This is a genomic window from Micromonospora sp. NPDC049559, from assembly GCF_040676675.1.
Classification (GTDB): Bacteria; Actinomycetota; Actinomycetes; order Mycobacteriales; family Micromonosporaceae; genus JBFAPK01.
The window spans coordinates 130,998-153,292 of record NZ_JBFAPK010000018.1 but is presented as its reverse complement, the minus strand read 5'-3'; the positions used below and the strand labels follow the sequence as shown (position 1 = coordinate 153,292).

The following is a 22,295-nucleotide window of genomic DNA, read 5'->3' as shown; positions in this document are numbered from 1 at the left end:
GCGCGAGCGCCTGCCGCTCGCCGACCTCCGTGAGCGGGATGTCGGTGTACGAGGTGTGCCGTCCGGTACGGCTCCATTCGGTCTCGCCGTGCCGGTACCCGGCGAAGCCCGTCACGCTTGATGTCTTCGCCGGGCACGGCGGGCCCCTCCCCCGACCGGGTCAGGCGCCGTCCGGCGCTCCGGGCGGCGGGTGGCCCGGCCTGGACCGGCCGGGCCACCCGCGCTCGCCGTCGGGCCGCGCGGGCGCGGCACCGGTCGTCTACTGCTGCGTCGGCGGCTTGATCACCTGGGTGCGCTCGTCCGAGGGGCCGCCCTGGCCGGGGATCACCTGCGTACGCTCGTCGACGGGCGCCCCGGTCCGGCCCGGTATCGCCTGCGTGGCGTCCTCGTCCGGCTCCGGCGCCTTCGGCGCACCGGTCGGGGTCGGCTGCGGGCTCGCCGGGGTCGGCTGCGGGCCGGCCGGCGGCCGGTCCGCCCCCGGGATCCCCTGCGTGGCCTCGTTGCCCAGGTCCGGCTCGGGCTGTACCGGCGGGCGGGCCGGTGCCGGAATGGCCTGGGTCGCCTCCGTACCGGTGGACGACTCGCCGAAGGAGGACGGGAAGCCGAAGCTCGGCACGGTCGGCGCCGAGGTCGGGGCCGGCGGGGCGGACGACGGAGCCGGCGGGGCGGACGACGGAGCCGGCGGGGCCGAGGACGGGGCCGCCGGGGTCGGCGACGGGGTGCCGAAGGAGAACGGCGAGCCCGAGGAGGGCGCCGGCGGGGCCGAGAAGGGCGTCGCGGCCGACGACGGGGCGCCGAACGAGAACGGCGGCGCCGAGGACGGGGCCGGCGGGGCGGACGACGGAGCCGGCGGGGCGGACGAGGGGCTCGCCGGGGTCGGCGCCGGAGTACCGAACGAGTACGGCGGGGCGGACGAGGGGGCCGGCTGGCCGAAGGTGCCCGGGGTCGAGGCGCCCGGCTGGCCGTAGCTGTGCGGGTAGCCGCCCGGGTGGTTCTGCCCCGGCTGGCCGTACGACGGGGACTGGCCGTAGACGCCCGGCTGCGGCTTCGGCTTGGGCACGTAGTAGAGCTTCCGCCAGACCAGGAAGACGGCGTACGCGGCAACGGCGAAGATCGCCAGGTACGCGACGCGGGTCAGCAGCCCGAAGAACGCGTCCCGGATCGCGACGTCGACCAGGGCGGCGATGAGCCAGCCGAGCAGGGCGATCACGCCGAAGACGGCGGAGAAGGCGTACTCGGCCAGGGCGGCCTGGGTGATCAGCTTGGCGCGGGCCACCGGGGGCCGGATGTGGGTGGCGAGCAACACGGCCAGTAGCGGCAGCGCGATGGCCTCGATCCCGACGAAACCGAAGAAGGCATTGCCCGCGCGACCGCGGAACGTGTCCGAGTGCGGGACCAGAAAGTCGATGAATGCCACGAAGAGCAGCAGCGCGTTCGCGCCGACGAGCACGAGCGCGGCGAGCTCGCGCAGCGGCTTGGTTATCTGGCTGGCCTGGTTCCCGTCGGCCGGCGCGGGTTCCGGTTGGCTGGTCAAGACTCCCCCTGTAACGGTGACGAACGGTAGCGAACCGTGAGCCTAGTCTCCTTACCCACAAGACGACTTTGGACGCCTGGTAGGCGAGGATGGTCCGATGCGCATCGTGGTTCTGGCCGGCGGAATCGGGGGCGCCCGGTTCCTGACCGGCGTGCGGGCACACGCCCGCGAGGTGGGAGCCGAGGTGACCGCCGTCGTCAACGTCGGCGACGACATCCGGCTGCACGGCCTGCAGATCTGCCCCGACCTGGACAGCGTCATGTACACGCTGGGGGGCGGCGCCGACCCGGAACGGGGCTGGGGACGCGTCGGCGAGACCTGGACGGTCAAGGAGGAGTTGGCCGCGTACGGCGCCGAACCGACCTGGTTCGGGCTGGGCGACCGGGACCTCGCCACCCACCTGGTCCGCACGACGATGCTGAACGCCGGCTACCCGCTCTCGGCGGTCACCGAGGCGCTCTGCGCCCGATGGCAGCCGGGCGTACGGCTGCTGCCCGCCACCGACGACCGGTTGGAGACGCACGTCGTGGTGGAGCGCGACGGCGAGCAGCAGGCGATCCACTTCCAGGAGTGGTGGATCCGGCACCGAGCCCAGGTGCCCACCCGGCGCTTCGTCTTCGTCGGCGCCGAGTCGGCGAAGCCGGCCGCCGGGGTGCTCGACGCGCTCTCCGTCGCCGACGTGGTGCTGGTCGCGCCGAGCAACCCCGTGGTGAGCATCGCCCCGATCCTGGCCGTACCCGGGATCCGCGAGGCGCTCGCCGGCGGGCGGGCGCCGGTCGTCGGCGTCTCGCCGATCATCGGTACGTCCCCGGTACGCGGGATGGCGGACCGCTGCCTGGAGGTGCTCGACGTGGAGTGCAGCGCCGAGGGCGTCGGCGGGCTCTACGGCGCCCGTTCGGGCGGCGGGATCCTGGACGGCTGGCTGGTCGACCCGGTGGACGCGCACACCCGGGTGCCCGACGTCACCGTGCGCCCCGCCCCCCTCTGGATGACCGACGAGGCGGCCACCGTCGCCATGGTCCGAGCCGCCCTGGAGCTGGCATGAAGCTGGAAATCCTGCCGGTGCTGGGCATCGGTGACGTCGCCGAGGGCGACGACCTGGCGGAGTTGATCGCCACCGCCGCCCCGTGGCTGCGCGACGGGGACGTGCTGGTGGTGACCAGCAAGATCGTGTCGAAGTCGGAGGGCCGGCTGGTCGACGTACCGGCCGACGGGCCGGAACGGGCAGCGGCCCGCGACGAGATCCTGGCCGCCGAGACGGCGCGGCCGGTGGCCCGTCGCGGCAACACCCGGATCGTGCAGACCCACCACGGCTTCGTGATGGCCTCGGCCGGCATCGACGCCTCGAACGTCGACCGCTCCCGGCTGGTGCTGCTCCCCAAGGATCCCGACGCCTCCGCCCGCTCGCTGCGGGCCGCCCTGCTGGAGCGGCACGGCGCGGACGTGGCGGTGATCATCTCGGACACGATGGGCCGGCCGTGGCGCAACGGCCTGACCGACGTCGCGCTCGGCGCCGCCGGGATCGGCGCGATCCGCGACCACCGGGGCCAGGTCGACCCGTACGGCAACGAGCTGAGCATCACCCAGATGGCGGTGATCGACGAGCTGGCGGGCGCCGGCGAACTGGTCAAGGGCAAGTGCGACCAGGTACCGGTGGCGGTGATCCGGGGCTACCTGCCGGCCGCCCAGCCGGACGACGGGGTGGGCGCCGCGGCCCTGGTCCGCGCGGCCGAGCAGGACCTCTTCTCGCTCGGTACCGCCGAGGCGCGCGCGGCCGGCCTCCGCTCGGCGGCGACGCTCGGCGAGGCGACCCCGCTGTCGACGCCGGACGGGCCCGAGGGCGGCGCCGGCACGGTCGACGCGGCCGCGGTGGCGCGGGCGATCGCCGCGGTGGGGCAGGCCGTCGCCGCCGGCACGGTCTTCACCACGGTCGCGGCCGACGACGTACCGCGGTTCGCCGGCGCCGTGGCGGACTGGCCGGACGGGGCGACCGGCATGATCCTCTGTCGCCTGCCGGGCGCACCCGAGCCGGCCGCGCTGATCCGCTTCGGCGCCGACCTGCACCGGCTTCGGTCCGCGCTCGCCGCCGAGGGGATCGCCTCGGTCGCCCTCGCCCCGCCGCCCGGCGCCACCGAAACGGCCGTCCTCGCCGTCTGACGACCCGTCACTGGTTGAGCATGTCCTGGCCGAGTCGGGTGAGGGTGTGCAGCACGGTGTTCCGCTCCCGCTGGCTGACCAGCAGGCCGGCGTTGCGCAGTACGGTCGCGTGCTGGCTGGCGGCGGCCGGTGAGATGTGCAGCCGTCGGGCGATCTCCCCGGTGGTGCAGCCGTCGCTGGCCGCCTCCAGCACGGCCGCCCGGGTACGGCCGAGCAGCGCGGCCAGCGCCTCGGCGCCGTTCTCCCGCAGGTTGGCCGGACGCCGGCCGGCTCCTTCGCCCGGTGCCGGGGTGAGCCCGCCGAGCCGGTCGACCGGGTAGACCAGGATCGGGGGCAGCTCGGGGTCGAGCAGGGTCACCGGGATCCGGGCGCAGAAGAAGGACGGCAGCAGCAGCAGACCCCGGCCGTCGAGGTACAGCTCCCGGCTCATCGGGTAGTCGAGCACCTCCAGCACGCCGGACTCCCACCGTACGGCCGGGCGGAGGCTGGCCAGCAGTCCCTCGGCCCCGCCGTCGAGCAGGGCCCGGGCGCGTCGGCTCCGGTCGGCCTCGATGGCGGCCTGGATCCGGGTCCAGTACGGGCTGATCGCCACGGTCTGGTACTGCCGCATCGCGTCGGTCAGCTGCCGCAGCGCTTCCGCGTCGCCCCGGGCCAGCGCGGAGGCGCCGGGTGGGCGTACGTTGTCGGCGGCGAGCACGCTCAGGTCCCGGTGCAGCAGTTCGGCCGGGGTCGAGCGGACCGCCTCCAGCCCGGCCTCGAAGCCGTCGCCGCTGTCGTACGGGGTGAGGAAGTCCGGGAAGTAGCCGCGCGGCGGGTTGAGGCCGAAGAGCGTACGCATGGCGCCGGGCTCGGGCTCGCGGCGCAGGCCGTCGGAGACGTCGCGGTGCCAGCCGGCCATCACCGGGTCCCAGGTGCGCCCCTGGAGCAGGTGCAGGCTCAGGACCAGCTCCCAGATCGGGTCGGCCCCGGGCGCGACGCGGGTGCGGGCGATGTCCTCGCTGGTGAAGATGATCCTCAGCATGATCGCTCCGAAGTGGCTCGGTCAGGGTCACTCGGCGATATCCCGCACTGTACCCGCGTAACTTATCTTCGACTTTTAGGCTGGGTTGAAAAACCTCGACGCTCCCGCACCCGTCCCGGCATGCTCGCTATGCCCACAGCGGGGGACGTTCGAGCTCGCGCTCGAACGTTGCGCTGCCACCGGGGCCCGGGGAGGAACCGGCGCCCGGGCGGTCACCAACGAGGGTCCGCGGCCCTTTCACTCCGCGGAGGTGCCGCCCGGGCGTCCCCAGGAACGCAGCCGCGCGATCCGGATCTCCGGTACCGGTCCGGCCGGTGCCCCGATCCGCCCGGCCCAACCGCGCCACAGCGCCACCCGGTGGTCCTCGTCGGTGACGTACCACCGCTCGCCGTCGACCTCGGCCAGACCCTCCACGTTGTGCAGTGGCGCGAGGTCCGCGACCAGTTCGCCGGCCAGGTACGGCCCGCCCGGCTCCGCCGGCAGCCGGAAGCGCACGTGCCGGCAGGTCACCTCGCCGCCCTCGGGGTGGTCGTCGAGGAGCACCGAACCCTTGCCGAGCGCGTCGACCGAGCCGACGACCGCCGCGTACGACCCGTCCGCGCGCGCCGAGAGCGCCCGGAACCCGGTCAGCGCGCCGGCCGGCGTCACCCCGGTCAGCGCGTACGCCCGCAGCACCACCGGCCACCGCCGGGCGTCGAACATCCCGGCCACGTCGGCCAGCTCGACCAGAATCGGCTCGCCCCGCTCGGTGACCGGGAAGCGGAGCCCGAGCAGCAGCGTGCCGGCCGGGGTGAACGCCGCCGCCTCGACGTTGAGCGGCAGGTCGGCCTCGGTCAGCCGACCCACCCACCCCTTCGCGCGGGCCGTACCGCGGGCCAGGGTCTCGGCGATGAACCGGGCCCGGACCCGCTCGCCCGGCGGCAGCGGCGCGAGATCCGCGACGGCGAGCGCGTCGTTCACGGCGCGGTGCAGGCGGAACTGGTTGCGGACCACGTGCAGCCGGATCGTCCCGCCCGCCGCCTCCGCCTCCCGGAAGCGCGCCACGAAGGCCCGGCGCGGGCGCAGCGGGCCGGCCTTGGAACCGAAGTGCGAACCGAGGACGTAGACCCAGCCGTCGTGGTGGGCCAGCGCCTCGCCGTCCTCGGTACGCCCGGTCTCGGCGCCGGCGTCGGCGGGCAGGTGCCGAGCGGACCAGGTGCCCCGCTCCGACTGCACCAGCAGGGCCAGGCACCGCTCGACCGGCCCCTCGTCGAGCACCGTCCAGAACGCGCGGCGCGCGCCGAGGGCGGCGAGCAGCCCGGGCGACCGTACCGGCAGCAGGTCGCTCGCCTCGTTGCCGCCGACGGTGAGCTCCGCGGCGTGCAGCAGCATGGACATGCCGATCAGGGTACGAAGCCCTCGCTCGTGCCCTCCGTAGAGTGAACTCGTGCTCGATGCCCTGTACGCCGACGCGGTCCGGTCAATCGACGGGTGGCGGCCCGAGGACGCCGACGGCGCCGAGGCCCGCGACCGGACCCTGCGCCTGCTCGACGCGGGTCCGGCCGCGCTGACCCGGAACCATCTGCCCGGCCATCTCACCGCCAGCGCCCTGGTGCTCGACGCGAGCGGCGAGCGGGTGCTGCTCTGCCTGCACCCACGGGTCGGCAGGTGGGTGCAGCTCGGCGGGCACTGCGAGCCCGGCGACGAGACGCTGGCGGGCGTGGCGCTGCGGGAGGCGACCGAGGAGTCCGGAATCGACGGGCTCTGGCTCGACCCGACCCCGATCGACCTGGACGTGCACCAGACCCGCTGCGCCGGCGGGGCCCTGCATCACGACCTGCGGTTCGTGGCCGTGGCACCGCCCGGCGCGGTGGCCCGGATCAGCGCCGAGTCCACGGCGTTGGACTGGTTCGCGCCGGACGCGCTGCCCGAACCGCTCGGCGGGGCCACCGCGCGACTGGTCGCGCCGGCGCTGGCCGCGCTCAGACGTACCCCTCTTCGCCCCGCTCCTTGAGCTCGTCGACGAGCTTCTTGACCTCCTGGGCCCGGTCCCTGGGGCAGATCATCACCGCGTCCGGGGTGTCCACCACGATCAGGTCGTGTACCCCCAGCGCCGCGATGAGCCGCCCCGAGTTCGGTACCGCGACGAGGCCGGTGGTGTCCCGGAGCAGGACGCCGGGCTTCGCCGCCGAGTCCCCGCCGAGCACCACGTTGCCGGCGGCATCGGCCGGTAGCACGTCGCCGAGGGTGTGGAAGTCTCCGATGTCGTTCCAGCCGAAGTCGCCCGGCACCGTGACGACCTTGCCCGCCGCGGCCGCGCCCTCCATCACCGCGTAGTCGACCGAGATCTTGGGCAGGGTCGGCCAGACGGTACCGAGCACCTCGTCTCGCTCCGGGGTGTCCCACGCCTGGGCGATGGCGAGCATGCCGGCGTGCAGTACGGGCTGCTGGCGCGCCAGCTCCGCCAGGAAGACGTCGACCCGCCAGACGAACATGCTCGCGTTCCAGAGGTGCCGGCCCGAGCGCAGGTACGCCTCGGCGACGTCCATCGCCGGCTTCTCCTTGAACTCCTCGACCCGGCGCAGCGGGCCTCCGTCGAGCAGTTCGCCGCACTCCAGGTAGCCGTAGCCCGTCTCGGCCCGGGTGGGCTTGATCCCCACCGTCACCAGCAGTCCCCGCTCGGCACCGACCACGGCCTGCCGTACGGTCCCCACCCAGTTGTCCGGGTCGGTGATCAGGTGGTCGGCGGCGAACGAGGCCATCACGGCCTCGGGCTCCCGGGTCGCGATCACCGCGGCGGCCAGCGCGATGGCCGCGCAGGAGTCCCGCGGCGAGGGTTCGACCAGGATGTTCTCCTCGGGCAGCCCGGTAAGTTGCCGCGCGACCGCCGCGACGTGGGCGGCGCCCGTGACCACCAGGGTCCGGTCGGGCGTGGTCAGCGGCGCGACCCGCTCGACCGTCGCCTGCAGCAGGGAGGCGGAGGTGCCGGTGAGCGGGTGGAGGAACTTCGGGTGACCGGCGCGGGACAGCGGCCAGAGGCGGGTGCCGCTGCCGCCCGCCGGAATGACGGCGAAGAGCATCAGCACATCATGCCGGAGCGACGCTTCCCATATTGTCAGGACTTACCATGCTGATCCGACTCGCGGGCGATGGTCCGCCCCGCGCCCGGATCCGGCCCGGCCGCCTCACGCGGCCCGCGCCCGACTCCAGGCCGCGATGTGCACCTCGGCGCTGGACTCCCAGGTGAACTCCTTGGCCCGGTCGACGCCCGCCTTGGCCAGCGCCAGCCGGCGCGACTCGTCGTCCAGCAGCGCGCCGAGGTCGACCGCGATCTGGTCCGGGTCCTCGCTGGTGTAGGCGACGGCGTCGCCGCCGACCTCCGGCAGGGAGAGCCGGGGCGTGGTCAGCACCGGGGCGCCGCAGGCCATCGCCTCCAGGATCGGCAGGCCGAAGCCCTCACCGTACGACGGGTATGCGGCGACGAGTGCGCCACCGAGGAAGCCGGGCAGGTCGGCGTAGCGCAGGTAGCCCGGCCGGAGCAGCCGCAGGTGGGCGGGGACCTCGGCGACCGCCCGGTCGATCTCGTCGTCGTGGCCCTGCCCACCGGCCACCACCAGGGCGGGCGGGTTGTCGCGGTCCCGTACCGCGAGCGCCCAGCCGCGGATCAGGTTCGGCACGTTCTTGCGCGGCTCCTTCGCCCCGAGGAACGCCACGTAGCTGCTGCCGCCGAGGCCGAGCCGGGCCCGCACCCGGGCCTTCTCCTCCTCGGTCGGGGCGTGGAAGGCCGCCTGGTCGACGCCGTGGTAGGCCACGTCGATGCGGGTCGGGTCGGCGTCCAGCAGCCGGATCAGCTCGTCCCGGGTGGCCTTGCTCGGCACGATCACCCGGTCCGCCCGACGCAGCGAGGTCTTGATCGCGCTGCGGAAGAAGGTGCGCCGGGACTTGTCGTAGTGCTCCGGCTCGGTGAAGAACGTGGCGTCGTGGACGGTCACGGTCACCGGACAGCCCGCCCGCAGCGGACAGGTGTAGAAGGGCGAGTGCAGCACGTCGGCGCCGACCTGCTGGGCGAGCAGCGGCAGGCCGGTCTGCTCCCAGGCCAGCCGGGCCGGCCGGTGCGCCACCGCCGCCGGCGCGCTGATCACCTCGGCCGCCGGCAGCATCCGGGCGTACCGCTCGGCGTCGGTGCGCAGCCCCACCACCGCGAGTTCCAGGCCGGAGCCGATCACCTTGCCGAGGGCTCCGAGCAGCCCGTCCACGTATCTGCCCACGCCACCCCGGTCGGCGGGAACGCTCGTGGCGTCGATGAGAACGCGGGGCGGGCGACCGGCGGTCACTTGGCAACTCCTGTCGTCAAAGTCGCGGAACTGTGTCTAACGACACTCGCGCCAAGCCTACGCCGGACCGCGCCCGCCGCGTTGACTGCGACCCGACCCGTAGGTGTCGTTCCGGTGGCTTTGACCGGTCTCGACGAGGAGTATCGTGCCCGCGATGGCCGACAACATTTCCCGCGTGTTCGCCGCGGCGGTCGCCGCCGACCCGACCCGCCCGCTGCTGACCTGGTACGACGACGCGACGGGTGACCGGACCGAGCTCTCCGGCGCGACCCTGGCCAACTGGGTCGCCAAGACCGCGAACCTGCTCGTCGACGCCGCCGCGCTCGCCCCGGGCGACCCGGTCGGCGTGTTGCTCCCCCCACACTGGCAGACCGCCGCCGTGCTGCTCGGCGCCTGGTCCGTCGGCGCGGAGGTGGTCACCGCACCGCCGCGGCCGGTCGAGGCGGTCTTCGCCGCCGCCGACCGTACCGACGAGGCGGCGGGGTGGCCGGCCGGGGAGCGGTACGCCCTCGCGCTGGCCCCGCTCGCCGCGCCGCTGCGGCAGGTGCCGGCCGGCTTCGTCGACTACGTGATCGAGGTACGCGGGCACGGCGACCACTTCACCGCGGGGGTCACCGGCGGGCCCGGGGACGCCGACCTGGTCGCCCGGGCAACGGCCCGCGCGGCGGAGTTCGGTCTCGGTGCCGGCGACCGGGTGCTCGTCGACGCGGCGCGCCATCCGGACCCGGTGGACTGGCTGCTCGCCCCGCTGACGGCCGGGGCGAGCATCGTGCTCTGCGGGCATCTCGACCCGGCCCGGCTGGCCGGCCGGCGCGACAGCGAGAAGGTCACCGCCGAGCTGGCCTGACCCCGCACCACCCGTAACCACCCGGCTGGCCGCAACCGCCCGGCTACCCGCACCCGACCGGCTGGCCGCAACCGCCGGGCCGGTCCCGGTGCCGCCCGGTCACAGTTCGGCCGGGAGCACCGCGCGCAGCCGCCCGTCGGGCAGCCAGACGTAGCAGCCCGCCGCGTCACCCAACCAGGGGCGGCGCGACGCCTCCGGTTCGGAGAGCACTCGGGCCCGCACGTCGCTGACCAGGAGTTGAAGCCGGTCCCCGGGGCGGCGCGGCGCGCGCAGCCCGTCGACCAGTCGCGCCCGGTGCCCGGGCGGCAGCCGGCCGTCCACCACCCAACAGGCCGGCACCCGGCACCAGACGGTACGGGTCGACCTGGTCAGCGGGCCGGCCGGCGCGGCGGTCCCGGCCGGGTCCAGCAGCTCGGTGAGCGTCAGCCGGAGATGCGTCTCCACACCCGGTCAGACGCGGCGGACTCCGGCGGGCGTTGTCCCGCGCGGAAGTGATCACCGCTACGCCGCGCCGGACCGGCCGCGGTCCGGCGCCGTGCCCGGGAACCGCCGGGCGGGAACGGCCGTGCCCGGGAACCGCCGCTAGGTGCCGGCGCGGGCCGCGCGCTCCTTGGCGAACCGCTCGAAGGCGGTCAGCGACTCCGGGTTGGCCAGGGCGCCGGTCGCCGCCGCCGACTCCACCGGGGTACCGGTCAGGATCTTCTTCACCGGCACCTCCAGCTTCTTCGCCGACAGGGTGCGCGGTACGGCCCGGACCTGGTGGATCTCGTCGGGCACGTGCCGCGGCGACAACGCCGTACGCAGCTCCCGGGCGATCTTCGCGCGCAGCGCGTCGTCCAGCTCCAGCCCGTCCGCGAGCACCACGAAGAGCAGCAGCTCGCCGGCGCCGCCGTCGTCCACCGCCCGGCGCGCGTCGGACTCCAGGTGCACGACGACCGAGTCGACCACCTCGTCCAGCCCCTCGACCACCGAGTAGAACTCGGCCGTGCCGAGGCGTACGCCGCCCCGGTTCAGGGTGGCGTCCGAGCGTCCCGTGATCACGCAGGACCCGTGCTCGCTGATGGTGATCCAGTCCCCGTGCCGCCAGACGCCCGGATAGACCTCGAAGTACGCCTCGCGGTAGCGCCGCCCGTCGGGGTCGTTCCAGAAGCCGACCGGCATGCTCGGCATCGGCGCCGTGATCACCAGCTCGCCGAGCTCCCCGACCACCGGGGACCCGTCGGCGGAGCGGGCCTCGACCCGGGCACCCAGGCAGCGGCAGGTGATCTCGCCGGCCCGTACCGGCAGCAGCGGAACCCCGCCCACGAAGCCGGTGCAGACGTCGGTGCCGCCGGAGAGCGACTGGAGTTGGAGGGTGGGGCTGACCGCGTCGTAGACCCAGGTGAAGCCCTCGGCCGGCAGCGGCGCGCCGGTGGAGCCGAGCCCACGCAGTGCGGAGAGGTCCACCGAGTCCCCCGGCCGCAGCTCCGCCTTGCGGCAGGCCAGCAGGAACGGGGCCGAGGTGCCGAAGTAGGTCAGGCCGGTCTCGGCGGCCAGCCGCCAGAGCGTGCCCAGGTCCGGCTCGGCCGGGGCGCCGGGCTCCACCCGTACGGCGGGATTGCCGTCGAAGAGCACGATCGTCGCGCCCACCGCCGGCCCGGAGACCAGGAAGTTCCACATCATCCAGCCGGTGGTGGTGAACCAGAAGAACCGGTCGGCCGGGCCGAGGTCGTGGTGCAGCGCGAGCATCTTCAGGTGTTCGAGCAGGATGCCGCCGTGCCCGTGCACGATCGGCTTGGGCAGCCCGGTGGTGCCCGACGAGTAGAGCACGTAGAGCGGGTGCGCGAACGGTACCGGCTCGAACGCCAGCGGCTCGTCGGTGGCGGCGGCCAGCTCGGACCAGGCGAGCGCGTCCCCGGGCGGGGGCGCCGCCGGGTCGAGGTAGTCGAGCAGCACGGTCCGCTCCAGCGACGGCAGCTCCGCCCGGATCGCGGCCACCTCGTCGCGGCGGTCGATCGCCTTGTCGCCGTACCGGTAGCCGTCGACCGCGACCAGCACCTTCGGTTCGATCTGCCGCCACCGGTCGGTGACGCTGCGGGTACCGAACTCGGGCGCGCAGGAGGAGAAGACGGCACCGAGGCTGGCGGTGGCGAGCAGCAGCACGAACGTCTCGGGGATGTTCGGCAGGTACGCCGCCACCCGGTCGCCCCGGCCGACGCCGAGCCGGCGCAGACCGGCCCGAACCCGCCGGACGTCCTCGCGCAGCTGCGCGGCGGTGCGGGTGACCGGGGCCCGGGTCTGGCTGTGGCCGATCACCACGGGGTCGTCGTCGGCGCGGCCGGGCATGCGGAGCACGTGCTCGGCGTAGTTGAGCGTCGCGCCGGGGAACCAGCGGGCGCCCGGCATCGCCGGGTCGGCGAGCGTGGCGGTGGGCTGGTCGTACGCGACGACGTCGAAGTAGTCCCAGATCGAGCGCCAGAAGCCGGCCAGGTCGGTCACCGACCACTGCCACAGCTCCTGGTAGTCGGCGAACTCCAGACCCCGGTGGGTACGCAGCCACCGCAGGTAGTCACCGATCCGCGAGTTCTCCCGCACGTCGGCCGGCGGGGTCCACAGCACCTCGCGCACTCTGCCATCCCTCCCCGGGCCACCACGTCGCTGGAGTAGCCCTGGCCGCCATCCTGCCGTACCCGAAGGGTCATTCTGCGACCTGGTCGGGGCGGGGCGACGCGTGGCCGGCCCACATGGAGCGGGGTCTGACCATGTGCCCGGACCCAGGTGCGCGGCCGGCAGGGCCCCTCGTCCGTCGCTTCTGTATAACAAGGGGCCCGCGCCCACGGCCAGGCCGGATCAGACGATGCCGCGGGCGGCCTGGATCGCGCGCCGGCGGGCGAGCCGGTGCTCCCGGCGGATCTCCGCCTCCCGGTACCGGCGCTCGTCCTCGGGCGTTTCGGGCAGCACCGGACGGACCGGGCGGGGTGCGCCGGAGACGTCCACACCGACGAAGACCAGGTACGCCGTGGCCACGCCGACCGGTTCGTCCTCGGCGGTGTCCCAACGCTCGGCGACCACCCGTACCCCGACCTCCATCGAGGTGTGTCCGGTCCAGTTGACCTGGGCGTGCGCGTGCACCAGGTCGCCGACGCGGACCGGTTCGGAGAAGACGATCTCGTCGATGGCGGCGGTCACGGCGGTACCGCCGCAGTGCCGCGCGGCGGCCGCGCCGGCCACGTCGTCGACGAACTTCATCAATACCCCGCCGTGCACCGTGCCGTAGAGGTTCACGTCCACCGCGGTCATGATGCGACTCAGCGTGACGCGGGAGTAGGAGGTCGGTTTTCCGGTCGCGGTGGCGCCGGAGGTGGGCTGCTCGGTCATGCTGAAAAAGGTACGGTGCGCGGATGCGACATCTCTGGAGCTTCCTCGCCGGGATCGTGGCGGCACCCGTTGCCTGGGTGCTCGTCACTCTGGGTCAGGATGGGTCGGACCGCACCGTCACCCGCTGGGTGGAGGTCGGCACCTTCACGACCGCCAACCTGATCGAACCGACCGTCTACCTGGCGGTCGCCGGCATCGTGCTCGGGCTGCTCGGTACGTTGCGCGTCTCGCCGCTCGGCCCGCTCGTCGCCGGTCTGCTGCTCGCCGCCCCGTACGTCGGCCTGCTGATCGACCCGTTCGCCCTGCGCGACCGGCTGCCGGACAACTGGAGTCTCCTCGGCGACCGGCTCCCGTTCTTCGAGCCGGTGCAGAACGGCACGCTGTTCCTGCTCGGGGTGCTGCTGGTGATGGCCACCTTCAGCGGCAAGCGCTGGCGGCGCTGGCCCGCCCCGGCGGTCGCGGTCCCGGCCGCCGCGGGTACCGCGCCGAACGGCGACGGCGCGGAGAAGAAGGACGACGACGAACCCACCCCCACCGACTGGTCCGCCCTCACGGCCGATCTGTCGGACCGGGACACGCCCCCGCCGACCCTGGGCTACCCGATGGCGGACACCCCGCCCACCCCGCTGCCCCGCCGCGAGGAGTCGCCCTGGTCGGCGCCGCCGCGCACCGCGTCCCAGCGGGACACCCCGACGGAGTGAACCGGACGGGTCGCGTGGAGCTCGAACTCCGCGCGACCCGCTCCGGCCCGCGCCGCTCGCCCCGGCCCGCGCCGCTCGCTCCGGCCCGCGCGGCGATGGGCACGCGCGGGACCGCTCGGCGGGCCTGGACGGATCAGTCCTTGAGCAGCGCCCGGGCCATGACGATCCGCTGCACCTGGTTGGTGCCCTCGTAGATCTGGGTGATCTTGGCGTCCCGCATCATCCGCTCCACCGGGTAGTCGCGGGTGTAGCCGTAGCCGCCGAGAAGCTGGACCGCGTCGGTGGTGATCTGCATGGCGGTGTCCGAGGCGAAGCACTTGGCCGCCGCGCCGAAGTAGCCGAGATCCGGGGCGTTCCGCTCCGACCGGCTGGCCGCCGCGTACGTCAACTGCCGGGCCGCCTCCAGCTTCATCCCCATGTCGGCCAGCATGAACTGGATGCCCTGGAACTCGGCGACCGCCCGGCCGAACTGCTTGCGCTCCCGCACGTACCCCTTGGCGTAGTCCAGCGCGCCCTGGGCGATGCCGATCGCCTGCGCCGCGATGGTGACCCGGGTGTGGTCCAGGGTCCGCATCGCCGTGCCGAAGCCGGTACCCGGCTCGCCGATCATCCGGTCGGCCGGAATCCGTACGTTGTCGAAGTAGACCTCGCGGGTCGGCGACCCCTTGATTCCGAGTTTCTTCTCCGGTGCGCCGAAGCTCACCCCCGGATCGGACTTCTCCACCACGAAGGCCGATATGCCGCGGGAGCGGGCTGTGGGATCCGTCACGGCGAAGACCGTGTAGTACTCGGAGACCCCCGCGTTGGTGATCCACCGCTTGACGCCGTTGAGCACGTAGTGGTCTCCGTCACGCACCGCGCGGGTGGTCATGGCGGCGGCGTCGCTGCCCGCCTCGGGCTCCGAGAGGCAGTACGAGAACATCGCGTCGCCACGGGCGACCGGGGGCAGGTAGCGGCGCTTGAGCTCCGGCGAGGCCGCCAGCAGCAGGGGCATCGTGCCGAGCTTGTTCACGGCCGGGATCAGGGAGCTGGCGGCGCAGGCCCGGGCGACCTCCTCGATCACGATCGCGGTGGCCAGCGCGTCGGCCCCGGCGCCGTCGTACTCCGTGGGGATGTGCGGGGCGTGGAAGTCGGCGGAACGCAACGCGTCGTACGACGCCGTGGGGAATTCGCCACTCTCGTCCGCCTCGGCCGCGTTGGGGGCGACCTTGGCGTCGCAGACCTCGCGCACCGCCGCCCGGATCTCCTCGTGCTCCTCCGGCAGGCGGTAGACGTCGAACGACTGCTCTGTCGTCATGTTTGCCCTCCCCTTGCGGCTGTTCCGGGACCTGGCGACTATCATGCGCATCTGTAGCGTCGCCTACCCAAGGCCCGTCGTGCGGATGTGAGGATAGCGACCATAGTTCAGGTGATCCTTACCGCCGCGTAGGCTCATCGCACTATCGTCGCCAGCGCACCGCGGCGATACAAAAGCAGATCATCCCCATACCGACCGGTGCCCAGGGCGAGGCGCCGCAGCCGAACGCGACGCAAGGAAGCGCCGCCAGCGCGAGCGGAGAAAACAGGCGTGACGATCCCGTACCCGAGTACTCAACCCATGTCCGCAATCGCCACGGTAACCCCACCCTCGGGCGCTCCTCGCCCACGGTTGACCTTCCTCGGCACCGGCTACCTGGGTGCGACGTACGCCATCTGCTTCGCGGAACTCGGCTACGAGGTGATCGGGTACGACGTCGACGCCGAGAAGATCGCCAAGCTCGCCGGTGGTGAGGTTCCGATCCACGAGCCGGGCCTGGACGAGCTGCTGCGGCGCAACCTCGCGGCCGGCCGGCTCCGGTTCACCACCGACATGGCGGAGACCGCGGCCTTCGGCGACGTGCACTTCATCTGCGTCGGCACCCCGCAGCGCGCCGACGGGATGGGCGCCGACCTGTCGTACGTCGAGGCGTCGGTCACCGGCCTCTCCCAGCACCTGACCCGCAAGGCCCTCATCGTGGGCAAGTCGACCGTGCCGGTCGGCACCGCCGAGTGGGTCGAGCAGCTCGTCGGCAAGCACGCCCCGGCCGACCTGGGCATCGAGGTCGCCTGGAGCCCGGAGTTCCTCCAGGAGGGCTTCGCGGTCGAGGACGTGCTCCGCCCGAACCGGATCGTGGTCGGGGTCAAGAGCGAGTGGGCCCACGCCATGCTCTACGCCGCGCACAAGGGCGTCTTCGACCTGGCCGCCACCGAGGACCGCGAGGTGCCCGTGGTGGTCACCGACTTCGCCACGGCCGAGCTGGTCAAGGTGGCCGCCAACGCCTTCCTCGCCACCAAGATCTCCTTCATCAACGCGATGGCCGAGGTCTGCGAGGTCGCCGGCGGCGACGTGACCCAGCTCTCCCGGGCGATCGGCTACGACCCCCGCATCGGCAACCGCTTCCTCCAGGCCGGCCTCGGCTTCGGCGGCGCCTGCCTGCCCAAGGACATCCGGGCGTTCCAGGCCCGGGCCCAGGAGCTGGGCGCCGGCGAGGCGCTGCGCTTCCTGCACGAGGTCGACCTGATCAACCTGCGCCGCCGTACCCGGGTGCTCCAGCTCGCGGCGGATCTGCTCGGCCGCCGGTACGGGCCGGCCGGCCCCGACCTCTCCGGCACCCGGATCGCCGTGCTCGGCGCGACCTTCAAGCCCAACACCGACGACGTCCGGGACGCGCCCGCGCTCGCCGTCGCCGCGCTGCTCGCCAAGGCCGGCGCCGAGGTGCACGTCTACGACCCGCAGGGCATGGAGAACGCCCGCCGCGCCCTGCCGGACCTGACCTACGAGCCGAGCATGCAGGACGCCGTCCGCGAGTCCGACCTGGTCTGCGTGCTCACCGAGTGGGCCGACTTCCGCAACGCGGACCCCTTCGCCCTCGGCGAGCTGGCCGCCGGCCGGCGCGTGGTGGACGCCCGCAACTGCCTGGACTCGGCACTGTGGACGCAGGCCGGCTGGGAGTACCGCGGCATGGGTCGCCCCTGACTCCTCGGCCCGTACCGGCGCCCGCCTGACCCGTTCGGCGCCGGGCCCGACCGGCCACCCCGTACGGTCCTGACCCGCCAGCCGGCGCGGAACCGACCTGCGACAACATCATCCAACGGACCGGACGAGCCGCGGAGCAGCTGCGCTCCGCGGCTCGTCCGGCTACGTTTTTCGCATCTCTCCCCGGCGCGGGACTATCGAATCACTGCCTGCTTTGGGCATGCTTCGGGGGAAGTCCACAATGCTGTCCCGGCGGGGAGGAGCAGGTGCCCGTGAGCACGTACCCGTGCGCCTCGTGCGGCCGCGAGATCAATGCGGCACCCCACTGCCCGCACTGCGGCGCCCCCCAGGGCCGCTGGGCCGAGGAGTTGGCTCGCATCGATCGCTCGATCGCCGAGATGAAGAAGCGGGAGGCCGCCCTCGGCTCCGAGGCGAAGCAGATCGCCGCCGACATGCAGGCCGCGCTCTTCCAGCGCGACATCCTCGCGCACGCCAGTGCGGAGCGGCTCAAGCAGGCCACCCGTCCGCGCCGGGTGCTGCGCCGCCGGGTCGACCCGCAGCGACCGCCCGCCGCCGAGCCGGGCCAGCGCCCCCGGGTACCGCGCCAGGGCCCGCCGCCGGCCACCGCCGGGCGGGACCGGCCACCACCGCCGCCGCCCCGTACGAGGGTCACGCCGCCACCCGGTCGCGAGCCGGCCCCCCGCCCGGAGGCCTCCACCCGCGAGGTGCAGAACATCCTGCTCGGCCTCGGCGCGCTGCTGCTCGGCGTCGCCGCCGTCGTCTTCGCCGCCGTCGCGATCAGCTCCTTCGGCAGCGGCAGCCGGCTGGCGATCCTGCTCGCGGCCACCGCCGGCATGCTGGCCGCCCCGCCGGTGATGGCGCGGCGCGGGCTCACCGCCACCGCCGAGACCATCGCGGCGGTCGGACTGCTGCTGGTGCCGTTGGACGGGTACGCGCTCTGGACCGTCGAGCAGGTCCGCGGCGGCGTCGTCTCCGGCGCGGTCTTCGCCAGCATCGTCTTCGGGGTCACCGCGGTGGTCGCCGGGGCGTACGCCGGCCTCACCGGCCTGAACGTGCCGCGCTACGTGACCGTGCTGGCCCTGCAACCGATCCTGCCGCTGCTGGCGTACGACTGGATCTCCGCCCCGATCGGCTGGGCGCTGGCCCTGGTCGCGGTGGCCGCGGTCGACCTCTACCTCGCCCGCCTCTTCGACCAGCACGGCCGGCTCGCTCCGCCGGCCTGGCTGGCCCGGCAGCCCGGGGAGCCCGCCGCCGGTGCCGCCGGACCCGATCCCGCCGACGTGGAACGGCCGGAGTCCGCGCACGAGGAGGCGGATGCGGTGCTGCGCGGCGACGAGTCCGGTCCGACCCGCGCCGGCGCAGGCCCCGACGACCTCGACCGGCTCGACGACCTCGACGGGCCGGGCCCGGCCCGTACCGGCACCCGCTCGGCCGGCTCGGCCGGCACCGGCACCGGTGCCACCGCGCCGCCCATCCTCTGGCTGCGCGAACTCACCTGGGCGCTGCACGGCCTGGCCATCGCCGGCGCGCTGGTCTACGCGGTCGCCGCGCTGCTCGACGCGACGACCGCGCCGACCGCGTTCCGGGCCGGCATCACCCTGCTGCTCGCCGCCGGGATCGGGCTCGCCGGGGCACTGAGCCTCGGCCGGCCCGCGCTGGTGGACCTCGCCGCCGGTGTGCTGACGCTGGCGGTGATCGGGGCCGCCGGCCGCGTCGTCGCCGTGACGGCGCCCGGGGAGGCGCTCCTGCTCGTCGCCCTGGTCATCGCGCTCACCGGCTTCGGCGTGCGCGCCGTACCGGAGGCCGCCCGCCGGGGACCGCAGCTGGCCTCGGCGGTCGCGCTGGCCGTCAGCGGCGTCGTGGTCGCCGGTGGTGCGCTGCGCGCCGGACTCGCCCCGGTGCGGGCGGCGATGCCGGTCTGGCAGGCCGACCTCGCGGCGTACCCGGAGCGGCTCGCGGCGGCGGCCGGTCCGGCCGGGTGGCAGCTGGCCGCCACCGCGTTCCTGCTCACCGTCGCGGCCGTGCTCGCGCTGCCACCCGAGGTGCGCCGGGAGGGGGCCGTGGTCGGCGCGGCGCTGACGGCGCTGGCCGTACCGGCCTCGTTCGGGCTCTCCTGGGTCGCCGCGCCGTGGCCGCCGCTGCTGGTCGCGGCCGGGATCGCCCTCGCCGGGCTGACCGCGCGGACCACCCAGACCGCCGTGGTGCACGTCGTCGCCGCGGCCGTGCTCGGCCTCGCCGCCGCCGGGGCCGGCATGGCCCGTCCCGGCCTCACCGCCGCCGTGCTGCTCGGGCTGACCGTCGCCGGAGCGCTCGTCGCCGCGGCGCCGGTGCCGTCGGCCGTGCCGGTCGGCGAGTCCGCCCCGCTGGTCGCCGCGTACGCCGCCGGCGGCGCCGCCTTCGCCCTGCCGGGCGCGGTCGCCGCCTTCGTCGCCTCGACGGTGCCGGTCGACCCCACCCCGACCGCCGCCTCGCTCCAGCACGCCACCCAACCGGTCCTCGCGGCCAGTTTCCTGGCGGTCTGCGCCACGCTCGGGTACGCGGCCGTCACCCAGGTCTCGCAGCGCCAGGTTGCCATGCCGTTGGCGGTGGGGACCGGGCTCGGCGTGCTGGCGGTGACGGCCGCGGCCTTCGGCGCCGCCGGCGCGACCGCGCCCGACGCCTGGGTGGGGACGCTGCTGCTGGTCGCCGCCGTGCTGCTGGTACTCGCCCCGTCGATCGACGCCGGCCGGCGTGCCGACCGGGTGCTGGACGGCTCCGACCTCGCCGCCGCGGCCGCGACGACCGCGCTGGTCGCCACGCTCGCCCGGATCGCCGCCATCCTGGCGCCCAATGCCCAACTGGTCGCGGGCGCCGTGCTGGTGCTCGTGGTGGCCGCGGGCGCGCGTGCCCTGCCCGACGACTGGCGCCGGGGGCCGGTCCTCGGCATCGCGCTGGGCGGCGGCGTGATCGCGCTGCTCGCCGGCTGGACGGCGCTCAGCGGCGGGGTACGGGTGCTCGCCTCCCCCGGCCGGCTCTGGGAGGCGCAGCTCGGCGAGTGGCCGGCCGGCCCGGCCGGTACGGGCACCTGGCAGGCCCCGGTGGCGCTGGTGCTGCTGGCGGCGGCCGCCGCGATCGTGCTGCCCCGCCCGTGGCGGTACGACGTCGCGGCGGTCTGCGTCGGGCTGGCCACCATCGGCACCCCGGCCGCGCTGGGTCTGCCCTGGTGGTCGCCGGTCCTGGTGGGCGGCGCCGTGGCCACCGCGTACGGCGTCTCGGCCGTCGCGGCCGCCGACCCCCGGGCCGGGCTGACCCGGGCCGCGGTCGCGGCCGTGGTCGCCCTGCACGCGGTCGGGGCGAGCCTGGTACGCCCGTGGACCACCGCCGTGGCGCTGACGCTGGTGGTGCTGCTCGGGGTGGTCGTGGCGGTGCTCGCCCGGACGGTCGCCGGTCTCGCGGCCGGCGAGCCGGTGCCGGAGTTCGACGGCGACGAGGCGGTCGAGGGCGGTACGGCGGTCGCGGTCGAGGCCGACGAGATGCCGCCCCATCTCGTGCAGATCGGCGGCTGCGCGCTCGCCGGCGCCCTGATCGCCCTGCCGGGGGCGCTCGCCGCCCTCTCCGCCGAACTCGGCGGCTCGGCCGAGACCGTCCTGGTCGGAGGGCTGGCCGCCAGCAGCCTCGGCGTCGCCGCGCTGGCCCTGGCCCGCCGCCGGATCCCGCACTTCCTGCCGTACGCGAGCGTCGGCATCGCCGTCGGCGCGACGGTGACCGCGGCCGCGTCGATCTTCACCGGCCTGCCGTTCGGCGTGTACGCCGCCGCGGCGGCCCTGCTCGGCATCCTCGCCGAGCTGATCCGCTCCGCCACCACCCCGCCCGGTACCGACGACCGGCCGGCCCGCCGCTGGACGGTGATGCTCGGCGGCGCCCTGCGCCGGATCCCCGGCGGCCCGGCGCGCGAACAGTGGTCGGTCAGTCCGGCGGCCGGCGCGATGGCCGCCGCCGCGCTGCCGGTCGCGCTCGCGGTCGCCGCGATCGCCCCGGCCCTGGTCGCCGCCCTGGTCGAGCCGTACCGCACCCTGGGCGGGATCTGGGACGGCCCCCCGCCCGGGCTGACCACCCCGCCCGCCAAGGCGGTCGGCGCCAGCAACGTGCTCGCCGCGCTGCTGCTCACCATCGCGGCGGCGCTGGCCGCGACCGGATTCACCGGCGGACGGCCGGCGCGCGCGATCCCGGTGGTGCTGCCGGGGGCGGCGGTCACCCTGTTGATCGCGCCGATCGCGCTCGGTCAGGGCTGGCCGAACAGCACGATGGCGGCGCTGATGGTCTTCACCCTCGCGATGCTCGGGTTGGCGCTGACGCCGCCTCCGCCGGTCGAGGAGCCGGCCCGGTCGCTGCGGGTGGCCCGCGTGGTGGCGTTCGTGATCGGGCTGGCGGCGGGCGGCGCCGGGCTGGCCGGCAGCCTCGCCACCAGGGAGATGACGCTCTTCACGCTCGGCAGTGCGGTCGGCGTCGGCGCCGTGGCGGCGCTGGCCGGGCGGAGCCAGCCGGCCCGGATCCTCGGCTGGCTCTTCGCCTCGGTGATGGGCCAGCTCTTCGTCCTCACGGCCGGCCTGGTCGCCGGGCTGGACCCGGGCTGGTCGGCGTTCGGCGTGCTGGCGGTCGGCGCGGCCCTGCTGCTGGTCGCCGCCACCCTACCCCGGCTGCGTCGCCCCGAGGCCAGCCGCGAGGCCGCCACCGTGGAGTGGAGCGGCTACGGCGCCGCGCTCATCGCCGGGGCGCTGGCCTTCGACTCGCCCCGGCACATCGCGGCGCTGCTGGCCGCCTGGGGTGCCGTGCTCGGCGTCGCCGCGACCCGCCCCGGCCGGCGTACGGCCGAGCGCCGCACGCTCTTCTGGGCGGCCGTGGGCTGCGAGATCACGGCCTGGTGGCTGCTGATGGCGATCGCCGACGTGGCGCTACCCGAGGCGTACACGCTGCCGTTCGCGGCGCTCGCCCTGCTGGTGGGCCTGCTGGAGCTGCGCCACCGGCCGGACCTGAGCAGCTGGACCGCGTACGGGCCGGCGCTCGTCGCGGCGTTCCTGCCCAGCCTGGTGCTGGTGATCGCCAGCAGCAACACCAGCGACCTGCGGCAGGTGCTGCTCCTGCTCGGCGGGGTGGCAACGTTGATCTTCGGTTCGATGCGGCGGCAACAGGCACCGGTGATCACGGGCGCGGTGGTCACCGCGCTCGCCACGCTGCACCTGCTCACCGCGTTCGGGCCATGGCTGGTGCTGATCCCCGTCGGCATCGTGCTGCTGCTGCTCGGTGCGAGCAACGAGCGGCGCCGCCGTACCCAGGAGCGGCTCCGGGGCGCCCTGCGCGGCATGCGCTAGC

Annotated in this window: 16 protein-coding genes and 1 pseudogene; 7 read left to right on the top strand and 10 right to left on the bottom strand. The window is 74.8% G+C overall.

Going from position 1 to position 22,295, the window contains the following annotated elements:
• Together AB0J86_RS20600 and AB0J86_RS20595 are read right to left on the bottom strand one after the other, a co-directional pair.
• Positions 1-115 (bottom strand): histidine phosphatase family protein (locus AB0J86_RS20600; RefSeq protein WP_363859173.1); only part of this gene is annotated, 115 nt, incomplete at its 3' end.
• A gap of 144 nt (positions 116-259) precedes the next feature.
• Positions 260-1,534, bottom strand: a complete 1,275-nt coding sequence (locus AB0J86_RS20595) for a hypothetical protein (RefSeq protein ID WP_363859164.1) — start codon at positions 1,532-1,534, stop codon at positions 260-262.
• A 97-nt stretch (positions 1,535-1,631) separates the two neighbouring features.
• Here AB0J86_RS20595 and cofD point away from each other — a divergent pair, with 97 nt between their 5' ends.
• Together cofD and AB0J86_RS20585 are read left to right on the top strand one after the other, a co-directional pair.
• Positions 1,632-2,579 (top strand): 2-phospho-L-lactate transferase, encoded by a 948-nt coding sequence (gene cofD, locus AB0J86_RS20590; RefSeq protein WP_363859163.1) that lies wholly within the window; start codon positions 1,632-1,634, stop codon positions 2,577-2,579.
• Positions 2,576-3,691, top strand: a complete 1,116-nt coding sequence (locus AB0J86_RS20585; protein WP_363859162.1) for a coenzyme F420-0:L-glutamate ligase — start codon at positions 2,576-2,578, stop codon at positions 3,689-3,691. The genes cofD and AB0J86_RS20585 overlap by 4 nt, the downstream gene beginning before the upstream one ends.
• Positions 3,692-3,698: 7 nt before the next feature.
• Here AB0J86_RS20585 and AB0J86_RS20580 read toward each other — a convergent pair whose 3' ends face one another.
• Positions 3,699-4,712: a winged helix-turn-helix domain-containing protein gene (locus tag AB0J86_RS20580; RefSeq protein WP_363859161.1), complete on the bottom strand. Its 1,014-nt coding sequence runs from the start codon at positions 4,710-4,712 to the stop codon at positions 3,699-3,701.
• Between the two features lie 336 nt (positions 4,713-5,048).
• Positions 5,049-6,083: pseudogene (locus AB0J86_RS20575) on the bottom strand (hypothetical protein); the annotation flags it as partial.
• Positions 6,084-6,138: 55 nt separating this feature from the next.
• Between AB0J86_RS20575 and AB0J86_RS20570 the strand changes: the two are divergent.
• Positions 6,139-6,705, top strand: a complete 567-nt coding sequence (locus AB0J86_RS20570) for an NUDIX domain-containing protein (RefSeq protein ID WP_363859160.1) — start codon at positions 6,139-6,141, stop codon at positions 6,703-6,705.
• Here the strand turns inward: AB0J86_RS20570 and AB0J86_RS20565 are convergent.
• Both AB0J86_RS20565 and AB0J86_RS20560 read right to left on the bottom strand, forming a co-directional pair.
• Entirely contained in the window at positions 6,674-7,771 is a 1,098-nt protein-coding gene (locus tag AB0J86_RS20565) for a mannose-1-phosphate guanylyltransferase (RefSeq protein WP_363859159.1), read from the bottom strand. The genes AB0J86_RS20570 and AB0J86_RS20565 overlap by 32 nt on opposite strands.
• A 105-nt stretch (positions 7,772-7,876) precedes the next feature.
• Positions 7,877-9,025, bottom strand: a complete 1,149-nt coding sequence (locus tag AB0J86_RS20560; protein ID WP_363859158.1) for a glycosyltransferase family 1 protein — start codon at positions 9,023-9,025, stop codon at positions 7,877-7,879.
• Positions 9,026-9,179: 154 nt separating this feature from the next.
• On the opposite strand from AB0J86_RS20560, the gene AB0J86_RS20555 reads away from it, so the two are divergent.
• Positions 9,180-9,872 carry a TIGR03089 family protein gene (locus AB0J86_RS20555; protein ID WP_363859157.1) on the top strand — a complete coding sequence of 231 codons (693 nt, stop codon included), beginning with the start codon at positions 9,180-9,182 and terminating at the stop codon, positions 9,870-9,872.
• A 99-nt stretch (positions 9,873-9,971) separates the two neighbouring features.
• Here AB0J86_RS20555 and AB0J86_RS20550 read toward each other — a convergent pair whose 3' ends face one another.
• The 3 genes from AB0J86_RS20550 to AB0J86_RS20540 form a co-directional block, all read right to left on the bottom strand.
• A complete protein-coding gene (locus AB0J86_RS20550) occupies positions 9,972-10,316 on the bottom strand; it encodes a hypothetical protein (protein WP_363859156.1) in 345 nt (114 codons plus the stop codon).
• Positions 10,317-10,454: 138 nt separating this feature from the next.
• Complete coding sequence (locus AB0J86_RS20545; RefSeq protein ID WP_363859155.1) at positions 10,455-12,479, bottom strand: acetoacetate--CoA ligase; 2,025 nt, start codon at positions 12,477-12,479, stop codon at positions 10,455-10,457.
• 222 nt (positions 12,480-12,701) lie between these two features.
• On the bottom strand, positions 12,702-13,229 hold the full coding sequence (locus tag AB0J86_RS20540) for an acyl-CoA thioesterase (protein ID WP_363859154.1): 528 nt from the start codon (positions 13,227-13,229) through the stop codon (positions 12,702-12,704).
• Positions 13,230-13,252: 23 nt separating this feature from the next.
• Here AB0J86_RS20540 and AB0J86_RS20535 point away from each other — a divergent pair, with 23 nt between their 5' ends.
• A complete protein-coding gene (locus AB0J86_RS20535) occupies positions 13,253-13,930 on the top strand; it encodes a hypothetical protein (RefSeq protein ID WP_363859153.1) in 678 nt (225 codons plus the stop codon).
• Positions 13,931-14,063: 133 nt separating this feature from the next.
• Here AB0J86_RS20535 and AB0J86_RS20530 read toward each other — a convergent pair whose 3' ends face one another.
• Positions 14,064-15,227 carry an acyl-CoA dehydrogenase family protein gene (locus tag AB0J86_RS20530; protein WP_363859152.1) on the bottom strand — a complete coding sequence of 388 codons (1,164 nt, stop codon included), beginning with the start codon at positions 15,225-15,227 and terminating at the stop codon, positions 14,064-14,066.
• A gap of 270 nt (positions 15,228-15,497) precedes the next feature.
• Here AB0J86_RS20530 and AB0J86_RS20525 point away from each other — a divergent pair, with 270 nt between their 5' ends.
• Together AB0J86_RS20525 and AB0J86_RS20520 are read left to right on the top strand one after the other, a co-directional pair.
• Positions 15,498-16,925, top strand: coding sequence for a UDP-glucose/GDP-mannose dehydrogenase family protein (locus tag AB0J86_RS20525; protein ID WP_363859151.1), 1,428 nt, complete (start codon positions 15,498-15,500; stop codon positions 16,923-16,925).
• Positions 16,926-17,197: 272 nt separating this feature from the next.
• Positions 17,198-22,294, top strand: coding sequence for a permease (locus tag AB0J86_RS20520; protein ID WP_363859150.1), 5,097 nt, complete (start codon positions 17,198-17,200; stop codon positions 22,292-22,294).
• The last annotated feature ends 1 nt before the right edge of the window (position 22,295 follow it).